At 72.4% G+C, this 16,757-nt stretch carries 6 protein-coding genes; 2 read left to right on the plus strand and 4 right to left on the minus strand.

All coding sequences use genetic code 11. The annotated features are described in order from the left end of the window. Positions 1-150 precede the first annotated feature (150 nt). From E1193_RS04140 to E1193_RS04150, 3 genes are all read right to left on the minus strand, one after another. On the minus strand, positions 151-1,257 hold the full coding sequence (locus E1193_RS04140) for a cellulose binding domain-containing protein (protein ID WP_132180417.1): 1,107 nt from the start codon (positions 1,255-1,257) through the stop codon (positions 151-153). A 453-nt stretch (positions 1,258-1,710) separates the two neighbouring features. Further along, positions 1,711-3,006 (minus strand): cellulase-like family protein, encoded by a 1,296-nt coding sequence (locus E1193_RS04145; protein WP_132180419.1) that lies wholly within the window; start codon positions 3,004-3,006, stop codon positions 1,711-1,713. Continuing rightward, on the minus strand, positions 3,003-6,218 hold the full coding sequence (locus tag E1193_RS04150; protein WP_207922557.1) for a DUF5107 domain-containing protein: 3,216 nt from the start codon (positions 6,216-6,218) through the stop codon (positions 3,003-3,005). Before E1193_RS04150 ends, E1193_RS04145 begins: the two co-directional genes overlap by 4 nt. 245 nt (positions 6,219-6,463) lie before the next feature. Between E1193_RS04150 and E1193_RS04155 the strand changes: the two genes are divergently transcribed. Continuing rightward, positions 6,464-7,411, plus strand: a complete 948-nt coding sequence (locus E1193_RS04155; protein ID WP_132180423.1) for an AraC family transcriptional regulator — start codon at positions 6,464-6,466, stop codon at positions 7,409-7,411. A 75-nt stretch (positions 7,412-7,486) separates the two neighbouring features. Here the strand turns inward: E1193_RS04155 and E1193_RS04160 are convergent, their stop codons facing one another. Beyond that, complete coding sequence (locus E1193_RS04160; protein ID WP_132180425.1) at positions 7,487-13,588, minus strand: DNRLRE domain-containing protein; 6,102 nt, start codon at positions 13,586-13,588, stop codon at positions 7,487-7,489. 376 nt (positions 13,589-13,964) lie between these two features. On the opposite strand from E1193_RS04160, the gene E1193_RS04165 reads away from it, so the two are divergent. Continuing rightward, positions 13,965-16,715 (plus strand): BTAD domain-containing putative transcriptional regulator, encoded by a 2,751-nt coding sequence (locus E1193_RS04165; protein WP_132180427.1) that lies wholly within the window; start codon positions 13,965-13,967, stop codon positions 16,713-16,715. Positions 16,716-16,757: the final 42 nt, after the last annotated feature.

Raw genomic sequence — 16,757 nt, forward strand, 5'->3', positions numbered from 1 at the left:
GACCCCTCGATGGGTCCGGGAGTGAGCCGCCCAGTGGAGCACCGCTCCAGGAGGCGTCACTGGTGAACGCCTGGAGGCGGGCGGAACCGGCGATTCCGGCGCCGGCCGCCTCCAGGGCGCATGCGGCTGGTCTTCCCGGGTGGTCTCCTGTCAGCGGCTCGTGCAGCTGACGCCGGTCGGTGCGGCTGCGGAACTGCCACTGGCGACGTAACCGAACGACGTGGACCCGTTGGCGGGAACAGTGCCGTTGTAGGCCGCGTTCCGCACGTCGATCGCGCCGCTGGTGCCGGTGTTCACGCCGTTCCAGAGATTGGTGATGTTCTGCCCGGCGGGCAGTGTCATGCGTACCGTCCAGGCGTTGAACGCCGCGGTGTGGTTGTTGCGGACCGTCACCTCGGCCTGGAAGCCGCCGCTCCAGCTGTCGACCATCCGGTAGGCGGCGGTGCAGCCGGGCTGGCCCGGCGGCGTGGTGGTCGGCGGAGCGCTTGTGGGTGGCGTGGTGGTCGGCGGAGCGCTTGTGGGTGGCGTGGTGGTCGGCGGAGCGGATGTGGGCGCGGTGCCGTCGGTGATGCTGCGCGGCACCGCACGCAGGGCGTTGTACCAGACGGTGGCCATCTTGGCGTAGCCGCGCGAGTTGGGGTGCACGCCGTCGGCCAGGTCGGCGAGCGTCAGCGCGGGGTACATGTCGACGAAGTGAACCCGCTTGCCGGCGTTGACCTTGCTCTGCACGATGCCGGGTATCGCCGCGTTGTAGGTGCGCACCCGCGAGTCGGCACCGGACAGCGGAATGATCGACGCGACGAAGACCTCGGCGTTCGGTGCGGTGGTGGTGATGCGGTCGATCAGTGTGGACAGTCGCTGCGGTGCGCCGGACAGTTGCCTGATCATGTCGTTGGTGCCGATGTGCAACAGCACGGTGCGTGGGGTGGTGGCCCGCAGCCAGTTGACGACGTTGGCGTCGATCTGCGCGATGGTCCAGCCTGAGTGGCCCTGGTAGTCGTGGTCGCCGAGGCTGGGTGGGCCGTTGAACTGGGAGCCGACGAAGTCGATACGGTATCCGCCGGCCACGAACTTCTGCCACAGGTCGATCCGGTAGCCGCCGGGCACGTTGAAGCCGTCGGTGATCGAATCGCCCAGCGGCATGACGCGCACGCCGCCGTTGGATTCGGCACTGGCCGGAAGAACGGCCGACAGCGCTCCGGTGAGAGCCAGCACCGCGGCTGACGCCGCAGCGAGCAGGCCGCTCATTTTCCGCATGGAGATTTCTCCTTTGATCAGGGGCTCGTGCAGGTAGGTGCGCGCATTGCAGGGCCATCGGCGCCGATGAGCCCGCACGTGGTGGTGGTGGTGGTGGTGGCGTTCACAGCGAGCGAGCCGTGCCAAAGCGCGTTCCGCTCTGCCGGCTGGCCAGCAGGCCGGCAATGGCTCATCGCCACACGACAGGCCAGACACCGGGGCGTCGCAGCGGCGTCCACCGATGCGGACACGGGCTGCCCGTCCACCCATCCACACCCGGCTCGAAACACTCATTAGTATCGATCTAAAACGGTTTGGTGTGCAACCCCGGCACGCGTCGGACCACCACCTTGGCCACACCAGGTCAGAGCGTCCCGCCGAACACGACGCCGAGCAGCGCGGCCTCCTCCGTGAGGGCGACCGGGTGACGGTTGGACACGTGGAGCCCCCCCCCCGCAGTGGCGCCCCGTTCGACTAGCGCGGCGGCCGAAGACGGGTGTCGGTACGGAATGCCTCGTTGCACTGCCGCTGGAGGGCGATGTCGTCCCACATCGCGTGCTGCGGGGCGGCGTTGGAGCAGACGATCGTTCCCCAGGCGTCGACCCGCAGCGACTCGTCGATCGCCAGACGGCAGAACTCGGCTCCCACCGGGCCCTCTTCGAACCGGCCGTCGCGCGGCGTGTAACCGATCCAACCCTCCCCGAAGACAATCGGCACGCCGCGCTGGGTGGCCCAGTCGTGCGCGACGTCCAGCCAGAGCCGTAGCGTGGTCGCCATCTCCTTTTCCCATGCCGGGTAGTGCCGGTAGAGCCAGCGATCGATCGCCTCGGCGTCGCCCCAGTCGTGCACGAAGAACTCCGGCTCGGACACGATGGTCGCGTTCCGCCGCCAGGACTGGTCCGGCGACCACTCGGCCAGTTCGGGGGCTCCGGGTCGCAGGATGTCGTGTTCGGCGCGCGCCCGGTCGAAGGCCTGAGGATCACCGCGCAGCCCGTAGGTTTCGATGAATGCGTCCAGCACCCCGTAGACGTACGGGTTGCACGCCAACACGTCGATCGTTTCCGGGATGGCGCGCATGGCGCCGGCCGGCACCCCGGCGTAGTTCACCGTGACCGGCCGGCCGGGGTGACGGTGGTGGAAGGCGGCCAGCGCCCGCTCCAGCCGCGGTCGCAGGGCCGTCAGCCGTTCGTTCTCGTCACCGGCCAGGCCGTCAGCCAGGTACCCGGCCTGGACCTCGTTGTGGATCTCGGTGAACGCGAGCCGGTCGTCGAGCTGGTGTTCGGCCAGGAAGTCGACGAGGTCGGCGAGGGCGACCGCTTGCGCTTCGGCCCGCCGCTGCGGCTCGATGACCAGCAGGGCATCCCACCAGCTGGAGTCGGCGGCGAAGGAGGAGCTTTGCTGGTACTCCCAGGAGGAGAGGATGACGAAGCAGCCGTGCCGCTTCGCGGCCCGGAACAGCTCCAGCACACGCGCACGCGCATCGATGACCGCCGCCTGCCGGACGTCGTACCAGCGCACCCGCTGCCCGTAGTCGCCGCCCAACGGCCCGAGCCGGAGCGCGGAGGTGTCCAGGCCGCTGCCGAACAGCAGGTACGGCATGGCGCAGATCCGCACCGTGTTGTAGCCGCGCTCGACGGCTGCGGCGAATGCCCGGTCGAGGTCCTCGAACGGCTCTCCCGGCCCGGTCCGCACGTACCAGGAGAAGTCCCAGAGCGTGATGGTCAAGCGGTCGGGAAGGTGGGCCGGTGGGGGAACGGGAACGTAGCTCATCGGAGTCTCCCGGTGAGGTGGCGGTGGAGGTCTCGGGCCAACTCGTGACTGGGGTCGGTCGCGAGGACGGTGTCGAGGTGGCTCCGGGCGGTGGCCGGATCGTTCGCGAGGATCGCGAGTTGCGCGCGAAGCAGCTCGACGGCGAGGTCGACCCGCCGTTGCGGGTCGTCGTCGAAGAGCAGCAGCGACGGCAGCGAGGTGGCGAAGTAGTCGATGACCGCCGGTGTCCGGGCGAGCCGCTCGGCGTGTTGCGTGAGGCCGGCCACCAACTCGTCGGCGTAGGCGGACTCGCCGAGCCGGCGGGCGGCCAGGATCGAGAAGTAGGTGTTCTCCGAGAAGCCGGCGGGGTTCATCTCGCTGAAGTCGCCCCGCGAGGCGGCGGCCTCCCGCCAGCACCGCTCGGCTCTGTCGTGGTCCCCCGTCGCCTCCAGGGCGTTGCCCAAGGTCAGGAGCAGCCGGGCCGGACTGGCCAGCGGATGGCGGGCCTCACCCAGAGACGGCGGCGGCTGCAGCGCCAGGTCGGCGTGCGCGGCAGCTGCCACGGCGTCCCCCCGGTCCAGAGCCTCGTCCGCCAGGGCCAGCCGCGTGCGTTCCCACACCCGAAGCACCTGCCCCTCGCCGCCTTCCCACGGCTGGAACTGACGCTGTTCGAAGACCGCCAGGGCGTGCGCCGGCCGGCCGGCGGTGACCAACAGATGGGCGTACTCCACAGCCAGGTCGTCCCGCTCGAGCAGGGCCGACGGCGCGTCCTCGAGCCGACGGAGGCGGTCGTCCGCCGGCGCCCCGATGCGCCTGAGTAGTTGATCACTCTCGCTCAGCAGGCGGGCATCACCCGGCGCGAGCCGCAGTGCCCGCTCGTATGCCGCGGTCGCGGCCTCGGGATCGTGTCGGTGGTTGTGGCTGGCGATCCCGAGGTTGCGCCACACCACGGGATCGGACCCGTCGTGTGCGGCCGACCGCTTCCAGCAGTCGATGGCGTCGTCGACCCGGTTGTGGGCGTAGTACCAGTGGCCCAGAAGGGCGGCCGCGGTGGCATCGGCGGGGTCGGCTGCCAGCGCCGCCTCCAGGGCGGCGACGTCGTCGAGGCGGGTGGCGAAGTTCCAGGTCCGCTCACCGGCGCGGGCGCGGGCCCGGGCCGTTGCCGCAGCCACCGGGTCACCGAGGCGGTCGGCAACGACCGCGGCGTGGTAGTCGGCCAGCACCGCACAGGCCGTCTGACCGAGCGGGCGGCGCGCGTCGGCGGACCGCGCGTCGGTGAACAGGGCCGTGGCCGTCTCGAGTTCACCGATCCGGACGTGTTCGAGTGCCACGTCGAGCAGTGTCTGGGCTTCCCGGTGCCCCTGGGCCGCGTCGAGCCGACCGGCCAGCTGCAGCGCCCAGATGTCCAGCGGATCCAGCGTGAGCGTCTCGGCGAGGACGTGCTCGGCCTCCGCGTCGCGGCCCAGCCGGCGCAGCAGTACCACGATGAGATCGCGGACCTGCAACTGCTCGGGTCCCGCGCGCAGGGCCGCGCTCGCCCGCTCCAGTGCCTGAGCGTCCCGACCGTGACGGGCGTCGAGCACCGCCAGCTGATGGTTCCCGGGGCCCGCCCAGGGGGCGAGCCAGGTCGCCTTGGCGAACGCCGCGTAGGCCTCGTCGTCGCGCCCGCGCCGGGCCAGGGTGAGCCCGAGCAGGTAGTGGGCCTCCCCGCTGTCCGGGTTCGGGTTCAACGCCGTCAGTCGGTCCAGCGCGGTTCGCAGGTGCTCCTCGGCCTCCGCGAAGCGAGCCTCGGCGTACCGGCGGGCCGCGAGAGCGGTGTGCGTCGCGGTGTGTCCCGGATCGCGGACCAGCGCCTGCGCCCAGTACGGCTCGGGGGAACGTGTCGCGTGCCGGTACTGCTCGAGGTGGCGGCCGGTGAGGTACAGCACTTCGACGGAGGCGATCTCGGTGGGCGGGGCCGGCTCCTGAGCCGGCTGCACCCTCACCCGGGCGGCCTCGTCGGTGCTCGCGGCCGCCGCGGGGCGCTGCCAGCGCAGGAGGCGCCGCCCGTCGCGGCGCAGCTCGACCGCGTGCGGTGCCGTCGCGACGACGACGGTCGGCCGCGCCTCCGGCCCGAGCTCGAACCGTTCGCTGTGCAGCCGGTCGCCACGGTGGTCCTGCACGAGGAGTTCGACCTTGCCCAGGTCGCGCGTCGCGTCGAGGCGCAGCGCCGTCTGTGCCGTCCCGCGCTCGATCCCCAGAGCCGCGTCGAGGCTCGCCGCGACCACCGGACCGGTGCCGGCCAGCGGATACCAGTACTGGGAGAAGGTCTTCGTCTCGCCGGGAGCGAGGTGGGAGAAGTCCGGCTGGTTGTCGGTGAACACGCCGGCCATCAGTTCGATGTAGGCGGCGTCGTCGTCGGCGAGATTGCGGTTCCAGGCGTGCCCGAAGGGTGCGTCGCCCCACGTCCACTGCTTCTTGCCCACCGCGTAGTGGTGGTCGGCGAAGTGGACGAAGCCGGCCCCGGCGCGATGGTCGTAGCCGCCGAAGAAGTCACCCCGCGAGTCCACGCACATGTACGACGTCGGCACCGGGATGTTGCGCGGCCAGTCCAGCCGGTCGCCCGGGACGCGACGCGGGCTGTCCGGCCGGCGGTCCAGGTCGCGCCGGTTCGGATAGTCGATCCCGTAGTAGGGGCTCGTCGCGGTCGGGAAGGTGCTGATCGCCCGCTTCGCGTGATCGGCGACCACGGTCACGTCGGCCGGGAAGAACGACTGATAGTCGGCATGGACCTGGGCCGCCGCGTTCGCCCACCAGAGGAAGGTCTGCGTCTGCTCGCTACGGTTGAACAGGCGGACCTTGAGCTCGATCACCGTCGAATCGGGCGCCAGCCGTACGCCGTGCATGCCCTTCATTCGGGCGAACGGGTCGTGATCGGAGCACCAGACCGTGCCGGCGGCCTCGTCCACCTGCCACGTAGTGGGCAGGAAGGTCGCCGGACGGTGATGCTGCGGCCAGTTGAACTCCACCCCGCCGGCCAACCACGGCCCGGTGAGTCCGACCAGCGCGGGTTTGATCACCGGATTGGCGTAGAACAGCGAGTAGCCGGTGCGCTTGTCGACCGCGAGTTGGATCCGCCCGCCGAGTTCGGGCAGGACCAGTAGCCGCAGGTATGCGTTCTCCAGATGCAGCCCCAGCCAACGGTGATCGGAGCGGGACTCCTGGATTCGGTCGTGAAACGGCAGCGGGAACACGCGCCCTGACGATCCCTGATAGACCCGGCGGTCGAGGTAGGCGGGGTACCGGCTCGGCGTCTCGGGCAAATAGGTCGGGATGGTGACCGGTGCAGCCCACACGGCCACTGGCGCGTCCGTCAGGCGATCCGGACGAGGCGGGAGGTCGAAAGGCATGAACGAAACCTAGGCCGCGATCGAGACCTTCGGAATGTACGGATCGACGGTCAACCTGGACGATCCTCTGATCCGGCTACCATCGATAGATGTACCTTCGCGACGGCTTTCCCGATCAGCGACTGCACGTCCTGCCCCGGCTTCTGGCGAAGCAGGCGCTGCAGCGCAAGCCGACCTCGCGGATGCTCGTGACCGACGCTGGATATTTCCCGCATGCGGCCAGACACGGTCGATCGCGCCGCGCAGGGGCGGCCGAGGCCATCGTGATCATGTGTGCCGACGGCGGCGGTTGGTGTGAGCTCGCCGGGGCCCGGCATGACGTAGGCCCGAACGAGGTCCTCATCATTCCCGCCGGCGTGCGCCACCAGTACTACGCCGCCGAGGCGGAGCCCTGGTCCATCTGGTGGCTGCACGTCACCGGCGACGACGTACCCGACCTGCTCAGCGCCATCGGCCTCACCGTGGCCGCGCCGACCGCGCCGATGATCGACCCGCTTCGTGCCTTCGCGCTGGCCGAGAGCATCTGCGACGACCTAGCGCGCGACGAGACGGCGGCGAGCCTCACCGCGGCCGCCGGCACGGCCTGGAATCTGCTCGCCCAGCTGGCCGCCGAACGCGACGGCCGGGGGGTCACCCGCGAACCGATCGCCCGCGTCCAGGACTACCTGCGCGCGCATCTCTCGGCGTCGCTCAACATCCGTGCGCTGGCCGACCTGGCGGGGTACAGCACCTCCCACTTCTCCGCGAGATTCCGCTCCCTGACCGGATTCTCGGTGACCGAGTACATGAAGCGGCTACGCATGGCGCGGGCCCGTCAGCTACTGGTCACCAGTGCCCTCAGCATTGCCGAGATCGCCGCCGCCGTCGGCTATCACGACCCCTTCTACTTCTCGCGTCACTTCACCGCGGTCAACGGCATGAGCCCGCGCGAATACCGGGCCCGAGACAACGAGGAGAATCCCGCCTCGTCCGCGACGGCGCGGACACGTGCGGCGCTGACCGGTACCGCCGCCGTCACGGCGAACCCGGACACGTGAGCCGGCGGGCATCCGCCCGCCGGCTGCGCGGGCCGGGCCGGTTCGAACGGCCCGGCCCGCGGTGTCATCCGACCGTCACCACCGGCCGCGTGACCACTTGGTGTACATGAAGCCGAAGCAGCCGGCATAGCCCCACGAGCGCCACTTGCCCCGGAACGCCTTGCGGTTCTTGATGGAGTCCACGACGATCCCGCCGAACGCGCCGTAGGCGCAGGCCTTGCCGTAGCGCTTACCGCGCTTCTTCCACTTGTTGGTGAACTTGTAGAACTTCTTCGCGCCGTGGTTGAGCCAGCAGGTGCCGCACCATCGGGTCTTGCCCTTGCCGCCGCTACGGTTCCAGCACCACTTCCACACGCAGATGCGCTTGCCGTCCAGATCCAGCTTGTTGGCCGGGTCCGCGCAGGTGTACTCGTAGCGGCCGCAGCTGCCCCCGTAGACGGGGTCGACCTGCAGGAACCGGCCGGTGGCGGTGTTGTAGAGCCGGACTCCCATCAGCACCAGCCCGGACGGGGCGTCCGCGGCGCGGAGCTTGCCGCCGAGCCAGCCGTACCGGCGCTCGCCGACCTCGTCGGCCGGGATGCCGTACTCGGATGCCTCACCGACCGTGGTCAGGCCGGCGTCGTCGCCGTGGATGGTGGCGACGACGTCGCCGTGCAGGTTGGTCAGCTGCCAGCCGACGGTGCCGGCGGCGCTGTCCCAGATCCCGGCCAGCTCCGCCAGCCCGGCCACCGGCCGGGTGTGGTCGGTGGCGTTCTCCTGCGTCCAGGCCGGCGCGTCCTCGTCACCGTCGTAGTGGTGCACGGCGGTGACCGTCGCGGCGCCCGCCGCGTCGGTCCACGAACGGATCCGTTCGCCGTCGACGTCGAGCCGGTAGTCAGTGCTCCGCCCGCCCTGGGTGATCGTGTCCACCAGGTCGGTGACGTGGTAGCCAACGGTGACCTCCCCGCCGTCCGGGTTCGCGGTGTCGACCGCGGGCACGCTGGTCGTACGGCCCAGCGTGTCGTAGGCGTACCCGGCCGTGGTGGCCCGGTCGGCGGTGTCGTAGCTCCACGTCCGGGTCGCCGCCGGGCTCGTGGCCTGACAGCCTCCGTCCCCGGCCGGGCCGTACTCGGTGCCCGACCGGCGGTTGCTGGCCGCGTCGAAGGCGTACGTCCGGGTAGTGCAGCCGTCTCCCTCGGTGACCTGGACCTGGGTGAGCCGGCCGACCTGATCGTAGCGGTACGCCCGGCGCGACAGCGTGCTCACGATCTCCCGGGCCTGGCCGTGCGCGGAGCGGTCCACCGACTCGCGGAACAGGGTGCAGTCGGTGGCCGCGCAACCCGGTCGGGTGTACGTCACCGCGACCGGCTCACCGCTCGGGTCGACCTGCCGGCTCACCACGACTCCGATGGGCCAGCTCTCCGAGACCAGGGTGCCGTCCGGGTCGTAGCGGCCGGTGAACAGGCCAGCCTGGCTGTCGTGCACGGAGGTGAGCAGGCCACGCCGTTCGGCGCCCCCGTCGTAGGTGTGCACCCTCGTGCCCCGCCCGTCGGTGCTGGTCGCCACCCGGCTGCGCAGGTCGTACGTGGTGGTCGAGACGTTGCCGTCGGCGTCGGTGTACGACGTCAGCCGGCCCAACGTGTCGTAGCCACGCACGATCTCGGCGATGACGGCGCCGCCGCTGACCGACTGGGTCCGCACCAGCAGCCCGGTGACCGGGTCGTACACCTTGCGTTCGGTCGGCACGGCAGTGCCGGAGCCGGCCGGACCGGCCACCGTCGTCTCGTACTCGCGGCCCGCCCCGTCGTACCTGGTGGTGGTGGTCCGCAGTACCCCGGCGCCGGTGCGTTCGGTGACCACTCGGGGCTGGTGGAACATGTCGTAGGTGGTCACCGTCGAGGGCAGTTCCGGTCCGTCGGCCGGCTGCCCGCCCGGCTGCACCCGGCAGGGCAGGTTCGCCCACTCCGGCCGCAGGTCGCACTCGGGGTGCCCAGAGCCGGCGGTGGCCCGGTAGACAACCGTCCGGCGGGTGGCCGGGGTGCCTGTCGAGGTGCCACCGGCCGCCGTGGTGGTCGAGGTCTCCACCGCGGTGCCCGGGTCGTAGCTGCTGCGCACGGTGTGGGCCAGTCCGCCCGGGTCCGCGGTGGTCGCCGTCGGCTGGCGCAACGACCAGTCGTAGGCGGTGCTGGTGGTGCGCTTGTCGGTGTCCACCTCGACACCGGTCGGCCCCCAGTGCCGGACCAGGTCCTCCCGGGTGGTGAGCAGGTGGTACGGGCCGCCGGTCGACGGCGCGCCCTGGTCGTAGGTGTTGCGGGTGAGGGTGCGACCGAGGACGGTCGCGCCGCTGGGCAGCACCACCTCACGACGCGGGGCGAGGGTGGACAGCAGCCGCTGCCCGTCGTCGGACCAGACCTGCTCGGTGGAGTGGTCCAGGGCGAGGCTGCTCTCCCGCTCCGGGGTGTCGCCGGGCGCGTCGTCCAACGCCCGAGCCCGGTTGGCGGCGGTCAGGGAACGGACCACGTTGCCGTGCGCGTCCCGCCAGGTGGCGGTGACGTGCCCGCCGGGGGTGGCGGTGTTCACCTCGCGGGCGTTGGCGTCCAGGTAGGTCACCGACGCGCGTTCCCAGCTCGACGGCAGGGAGCCGGTCGCCGGGTTGCCCGTGGGCACCTGGTCGGCAGGGAAGACCGCAGTGGCGTCGGTCGGCACCTCGGACTGCCCCCAGCGGGCGGTTTGGGCCGGTGACAGGTCGTATGGGGCGCCGCCGCCGGAGACCGGCACCCGGTAGACAACCGTGTCGGTGGCGGTGCCGGCGGCGAGCGCGGAGCGGCTCACCTGGTGCAGCCGGCCGGCGCCCGGGTCGCCGGGGACGGTGGTGTAGCGGAACCGCCACGACTCCTGACCGGGCGGGGTGACCGTGGACAGCACCCCGTCGGCCTGGTAGGCGTAGGTCTCCCACTGGTGCCGGACGACGCCGCCGTCGGCCCGGTCCCGCCGGGGGTCCCACTGAGCCCGCAGCCGGCCGGCGTCGTCGTAGGCGTAGCGGGCCAGCACCACGGTCCGCATGGCGGGGGTGGCCTGATCCGGGTCCCACGCGGTAAACGCGATTTCCTTGACCCGGCCGAGGTAGTCGCCCCAGGTGTCCTCCGTACCGCCGGTGGCGGTGGTGGCGGTGGCGTACCGGAAGGTCAACGCCCGGCAGCCGCGGGTCAGCGTCGCGCAGTTGACCCCGTCGGGCACCGGCGCGAGCATCCGGGTCGGGCGCAGCACCTCCTGGCCGGCGACGGTCACCCGTTCCCAGCTCCAGGTGGTGGTCTGCTCGCTGCCCGGGGTGCGGGTGACAGTGGGCACGTACCGGCCGGCGGCGGAGCCGGCGACCCGGGTGAACGTCACGGCGGTGCCGTCGGTGTCGGTGAGGGTGTACGTGTCGCCGGCGGCGGTGTAAGTCAGCTTCAGCGGTTCCATCCCGACCTCGGGGTCGAAGACGGTGGCGGTGCGCCGGGAGAAGCCCACGGTGTCCCCGTCGGTGGTGCCGACCTGCACCAGCGAGCCGTACACGGTCAGTCCGGTCCAGGCCGCGTCGGCCTCCTCGACGGCGGCGCCGGACACCCAGCCGGGGCCGAACATCGCCGTGGCGTCCGTCTGGGTGGAGCGCCGGCTGTGGTAGGTGCGGCCGACGGTCAGGTCGCTGCCGTAGGCGTCCACCGACACGTCGGTGTCGGTGACGGCAAGGTCACCGGTGATCAGGTTCACGGTGCCAGGCCCGATCTCCTCGGTGGCGGCGGTGGCCCGGTCCCGGTCGAAGGTGATCCGGACCGCGCCGGACGCGGCGGCGGTGCCGCCGACGAAGCTGCCGCGCAATTGCAGGGGACCGTCCCGGGGGACCGCCTGCGCGTCCACGCCGGCCAGGGTGGCGGCCACGTCCCAGTTCAGCTTGGGGAACTCGCCGCCGCCGCTGGTCGGCAGCGGCCAGGTCACCTTCGCGCCGCCGGCCGCGACCGTGACGTGCGCGGCGGGGATGTCGACCCACGCGTCGGTGTCGGCGCGCCGCCACTGGTACGTCACACCGGTGGCCGTGGACCGGCCGACCCCGGTGATCGGGGTCTTCGCCGCGGTGATGTCACCGGTCCGCGGGCCGGTCAACGCGCCGCCGCCCACCGAGAAGGCATAGGCCCGCAGTGGCGACCGGTTGCCGGCCCGGTCCCGGGTGCGCACGTAGAGGGTGTGCGGGCCGTCGGCGGCGGGGGTCAGCGACAGGGTCACGTTCGCGCCCGGCGCCGCGGCGTTGACGACCTGGTTCGGCGGGTTGGTGTCCAGCCCGTACTCGTAGGCGGCGACGTCGGCCACCCCGCCCGCGCCGAGGGTGAAGCTGCCGGTGGTGCCGGCGGCCCCGGCCCACTGCCCGGCGGGGTAGGCGGTCGAGGAGACGGTGGGCGACGCCGACGGGGCGACCGTGTCGACGGTGAGCTCGCACCATGGCGACCAGGCGTCGGCCTCGGCGCCGTCCCTGCCGCGCACCCGCCACGCGTAACTGCCGCCCTCGACGAACGCCCCGGCGGGGACGGTGGTCGACAGCCAGGAGCCGGAGGCGCCCGGCCCTTCGGTCGCCGACCCGATAAGCGCGCCGCCGACCGCGTGCCACTCGAAGGTGGCGTGCACGGAGGACCCGTCGGCGTCGGTGACCTGTGCCCGCAGCTGCGGGGTCAGGCTGGCGATGTACGGCCGGTCGGCGCCGGTGGCGCAGACGGTGGACGGCGCGGTGGCCTGGGTGGTGACCGCGGACTTCGACTCGTAGGTCAGCGTGACCTTGGGCGGGTTCGCCCCCTCGGCGGAGTGGAACCGTTTCCAGCCGTAGCTGTCGGTCTCGCTGGTGGCGCGTAGGCCGATGTTCGAGGTCTGCCAGCGCTCCTCGGCGGTCTTCTGGAAGGCGAGGGTCACCGGCACACTGACCCGGCCGCCACCGCAGGAGGTGCTGAACCCCTTGGTCTCGGTGGAGGTGCCCGCCTTCGCCAGCCAGGCCGGTTGAGCGGTCCACCGGGCGGTGTTGTTGACCGGGTTGACCTGCCAGGCCTCCCACGACCGGGCGGAGCAGGAGTAGGAGTGGTGGTTCCACAGACTGAGGGTCGCCGCCGTCACCCGCTTGTCCCACAGCCAGGACAGGTTGTGGAAGCTCAGGAACGACCTGGCCTTGGTGGAGCCACCGTCGTGGGTGCCCAGCTTCAGCTCCGTCGCCGTCGACTGGTCGGTGGGATAGGTGTTCTGCACGAACGCGTCGAAGTTCGGGCCGAGGCTCTGCGACGGGTCGATGACCACCGGGTAGGTGGTGGCCCGGTCGGTGAGGAACCTGGCGTCGGGGGTCAGCACCAGCGTGGACTTCGCGCCGGTGCCCTCGTGCCGTACGCCCACCCCCGCCCGGTGCGTGCGCTCCCCGGAGGCCCGATCGACCCGGGAATCCCACATCAGCGCTGGCAGGTGGCGGGCCCGCGTCGCGGCCGCGGTCGCTGTCCCGGGGGTGCGCCAGGGCAGGCGGATCTGCCGGACCTGGGCGGCAGCCTGCCGATTCTTGACCACGAGCGTCTGCTCATAACCGGTGCGGGTCGCCGTCACCACCAGGTCGACCCCGGGGCGGACCTCCGGGTAGGTGGCCGTGGCGCCGTCGAGGATCGGCTCGGGCAGCCGGCCGGACCAGCCGAGGGTCGACTGCTGCCCGCCGGTGCCGAGCTGGATCAACTCGTGCTCGCCGGCGCCAACCGGCCCGGACAGCTTCAGCCGGTACGGGTGCGCCGCCGGTGTCACCGAACCGTCCGGGTTGCGCCGCAGGGTGGTGTCCACGTCGACCCAGCCGCCGTCGTCGCCACGCACGCGCACCGGCCCGGCGCTGATCTCCGCCTCGACGGCGCCGCTGGGCAGCGCCCAGAACTGGGTGGTCCCGGTGGTCCGACCGCTGATCAGGACCCGCTTGCCGCTCAGCCGCGCGGTGGCCAGCGCCGCCGGCTCGTCCGGCCGTTGCAGCGGCCCGGCGGGCTCGCCCGCCGGTGCCGTCGGTCCCTGCACCGGCGCGGCCTGCGCCGGTCGGGCCTGCACCGCCGCGCCCAGGCCGGCCGCCAGCACGACGCTCAGCGCCGCCGCGATCCGGCGGCCGCCACCGCCGGGATGCCCGGCCCTGAGGGTCCGGCCCCAGCTTCTTCCCTGTCTAGCCACCACGACCTCCTGGGTGAACCGAGGCGTCTCTCGCCGTCGGTATGGCCCCGTCCCGTTGACGCCCCGTGCGTCGGTCAGGCAGGTTGGACCGTCTCCATCGCCACGCCGCTCGCCGCTGCGTTGCGCGGGCGGCCGCAGCACGAAGGCGGCGAAAATCGTCGGCGATGCGGACATCCCTGTGGGTCAGGGCAGGCGTCACGGTAAGGACCAGCGCTTCGAAAACCCTTTGACCAGCAGACCGGGAAACCCGCGCCGATGAACGGTCGGCGGCGCTCGGGTGACCGGCGGAAGGCGTGCGGATTACCGGCGCGACGGCGCGGCTCACAACGTGGAAACGGGGCCAACCAGTCGAGCGACGATGATCCATAGTGGGGCTATGAACGACCGGAGCTGGAGCCGGCGTTACCACCTGTTGGGGCCGGTGACGGTCCACGACGACGGGGTGCCGGTGCCATTGGGCGGACCCAAACCCCGCACGATCCTGGCCGCGCTCCTGCTGGACGCCAACCGGGTGGTCGCGGAGGAACAGCTCGTCGCCCTCACCTGGGGGGAGACCTGGCCGGCGACGGTTCGCGGCCAGCTGCAGGCGTACGTGTCGGGCCTGCGCCGGCGGCTCGGCGCGGCGACCATCGTTCGTCGCCCACCCGGTTACCTGATCACCGTGCGGCCCGGCGAGCTCGACCTGCACGACTTCGACGAGGCGGTGGCCCGCGCCCAGCGGGAGACCGCCAACCCGGCCGCGCGGGCCGACCTGCTGCGCCAGGCCCTGGCCCGGTGGCCCGGGCCGGAGATGGGCGGCACCACCGAGTCGATGCGCGCCACCCGAGGCCCCGAGCTGCGGGAACGCCGACTCGCCGCGGCCGAGGAGTGGTACGACGCCGAGCTTGCCGCTGGGCGGCACGCCGAGATGGTCGGCCCGCTGCGGCAGGCGGTGCACGCCGAGCCGTTCCGGGAACGGCTGCACGCCCAGCTGATGCTTGCCCTGCACGGCTGCGGCCGGACCGCCGAGGCGCTCGACGTCTACGCGGCCGTGCGGGCCCGACTCGCCGACGAACTCGGTGTCGACCCGGGTGTGGTACTGCGACGAGCCCGGCAGCTGCTGTTGCGCGGGGACGATTCGGAGGCCGGCGGGCCGCCGGTCACCGTGCCCCGGCAGCTCCCCGCCGAGCTGCCGGGCTTCATCGGCCGTGCCGAACAGCTCGCCAACCTGGACGCGGCCGTGCGCCCCAGGTCCGGAGCCCGGATCGCCGTGGTCACCGGCACCGCCGGGGTGGGCAAGACCGCGCTGGCGGTGCGATGGGCGCACCGGGCGCACGCCCGGTTCCCCGACGGGCAGCTCTACGTGGACCTGCGGGGGTTCGATCCCGCCGGCCCGGCCATGACCGCAGCCGAGGCGGTCCGCGGCTTGCTCGACGCACTGCAGGTGCCGGCGGGGCGGATCCCGACCGGCCTGGACGCGCAGGTGGGCCTCTACCGCAGCCTGCTGGCCGACCAGCGGGCGCTGGTGGTGCTGGACAATGCCCGCGACCCCGACCAGGTGCGCCCACTGCTGCCCGGTGCGGCGTCCTGTTTCACGCTCGTCACCAGCCGGACCGACCTCGCCGGGCTGGTGGCTGCGGAGGGGGCGGTGCCGGTGCCGCTCGACCTGTTCTCGCCGGCGGAGGCGTGCCAGATGCTCGCCCGGCGGCTCGGCGCGGACCGGGTGCGCCGGGAACCGCGGGCGGTGCAGGAGATCATCGACGCCTCCGCCCGGCTGCCGCTGGCCCTGGCCGTCGTCGCGGCGCGGGCGGCCGGCCGGCCCTCGTTCCCGCTGTCGGCCCTCGCCGCCGAGCTGCGCGCGCACCACCGCCTCGACCAATTCGACGGGGGCGGTCCGCGCAGCGACCTGCGGACCGTGCTCGCGGTGTCCTACCGTACGTTGGACGCCACCACGGCATGGGTGTTCCGGCTGCTCGGCCTGCACCCCGGGCCGAGCATCTCGGTGGCCGCCGCGGCGAGCCTGACCGGCGTCGACGAAGGGACGGCACGCCGGGCGCTGGTAGCGCTCACCCGCGCCCATCTGTTGGACGAACCGTCCCCGGGCCGGTACGGCATGCACGACCTGCTGCGCGAGTACGCTGCCGAACTGGTCCGCACCCGCGACGACGAGGGGCAGCGGCGGATGGCGACGCACCGCATGCTGGACCACTACCTGCACACCGCGCTGGCCGCGGATCGGCTGCTGAACCCTCAGCGGGACGCGATCACGCCGGCGCCGCCCCGGGCCGGGGTGCGCCCCGAGACGCCGGCCGATGCCCAGGCGGCGATGCGGTGGTTCACCGTGGAGCACCCGGTGCTCGTGGCCCTCGCCCTGACGGCGCAGACCGGCTTCGACGCCCACCGCTGGCAGCTGGCCTGGGCCCTGGTGACCTACTTCGACCGGCAGGGACACTGGGACGACTACGTCGCGGTGCATCACGCAGCGCTCGACGCGGCGGGACACGACGCGGGGCCGCTGCCACGGGCGCACGCCCTGCGCAACCTGGGCCGTGCCTACAGCCTGCTGCGCCGGCTGCGTGAGGCGGACAGCCACCTGCGCCAGGCGCTGGCGCTGTACGGTCGGTGCGGTGACGACACCGGGGCGGCGCACGTGCACGGCAACCTGTCCTGGGTGGCGGAGCGTGACGGCCGTTTCCGCGACGCGCTGTACCACGCGCGGGAGGCCATGCTGCGGTACGAGCGGCTCGGCGACCCGGTGATGACCGCCAATGCCCGTAACACGGTGGGCTGGCAGCACGCGCAGTTGGGTGAACTGGACCAGGCGTTCGACGACTGCCGGGCGGCGTTGGTCCTGCTGCGGGAGGCAGGTGACCGGTTCGGTGAGGCGGTCACCTGGGACAGCCTCGGTTACATCCACCACCGGCGGGGTGAGCCGTGGGAGGCGGTGGCCGGTTACCGGCGGGCGCTGGAGCTGTTCCGGGAGGTCGGCGACCTCAACAACGAGGGGCAGACCCTGACCAAGCTCGCCGCCGCGTACGACGCGGCGGGCGAGCCGGCCTCGGCTCGGCGGTCCCGGCAGGAGGCGCTGCACATCTTCGACAGGCTGGGGCACCCCGAGGCGGAGAAACTGCGCGCCGAACTCGAGTGACGTGCCCGGATGTTGGGTGCGGGTCCAGGTCCATTCGCTCGC

Origin of the sequence: Micromonospora sp. KC606 (assembly GCF_004348675.1) — a bacterium.
GTDB lineage: Bacteria > Actinomycetota > Actinomycetes > Mycobacteriales > Micromonosporaceae > Micromonospora.

Bases quoted from the DNA above. Each gene is read 5' to 3' on its own strand.
- E1193_RS04155 (WP_132180423.1), top strand. From the start codon at position 6,464: ATGTACCTTCGCGACGGCTTTCCCGATCAGCGACTGCACGTCCTGCCC.
- E1193_RS04140 (WP_132180417.1), bottom strand. From the start codon at position 1,257: ATGCGGAAAATGAGCGGCCTGCTCGCTGCGGCGTCAGCCGCGGTGCTG.
- E1193_RS04145 (WP_132180419.1), bottom strand. From the start codon at position 3,006: ATGAGCTACGTTCCCGTTCCCCCACCGGCCCACCTTCCCGACCGCTTG.
- E1193_RS04165 (WP_132180427.1), top strand. From the start codon at position 13,965: ATGAACGACCGGAGCTGGAGCCGGCGTTACCACCTGTTGGGGCCGGTG.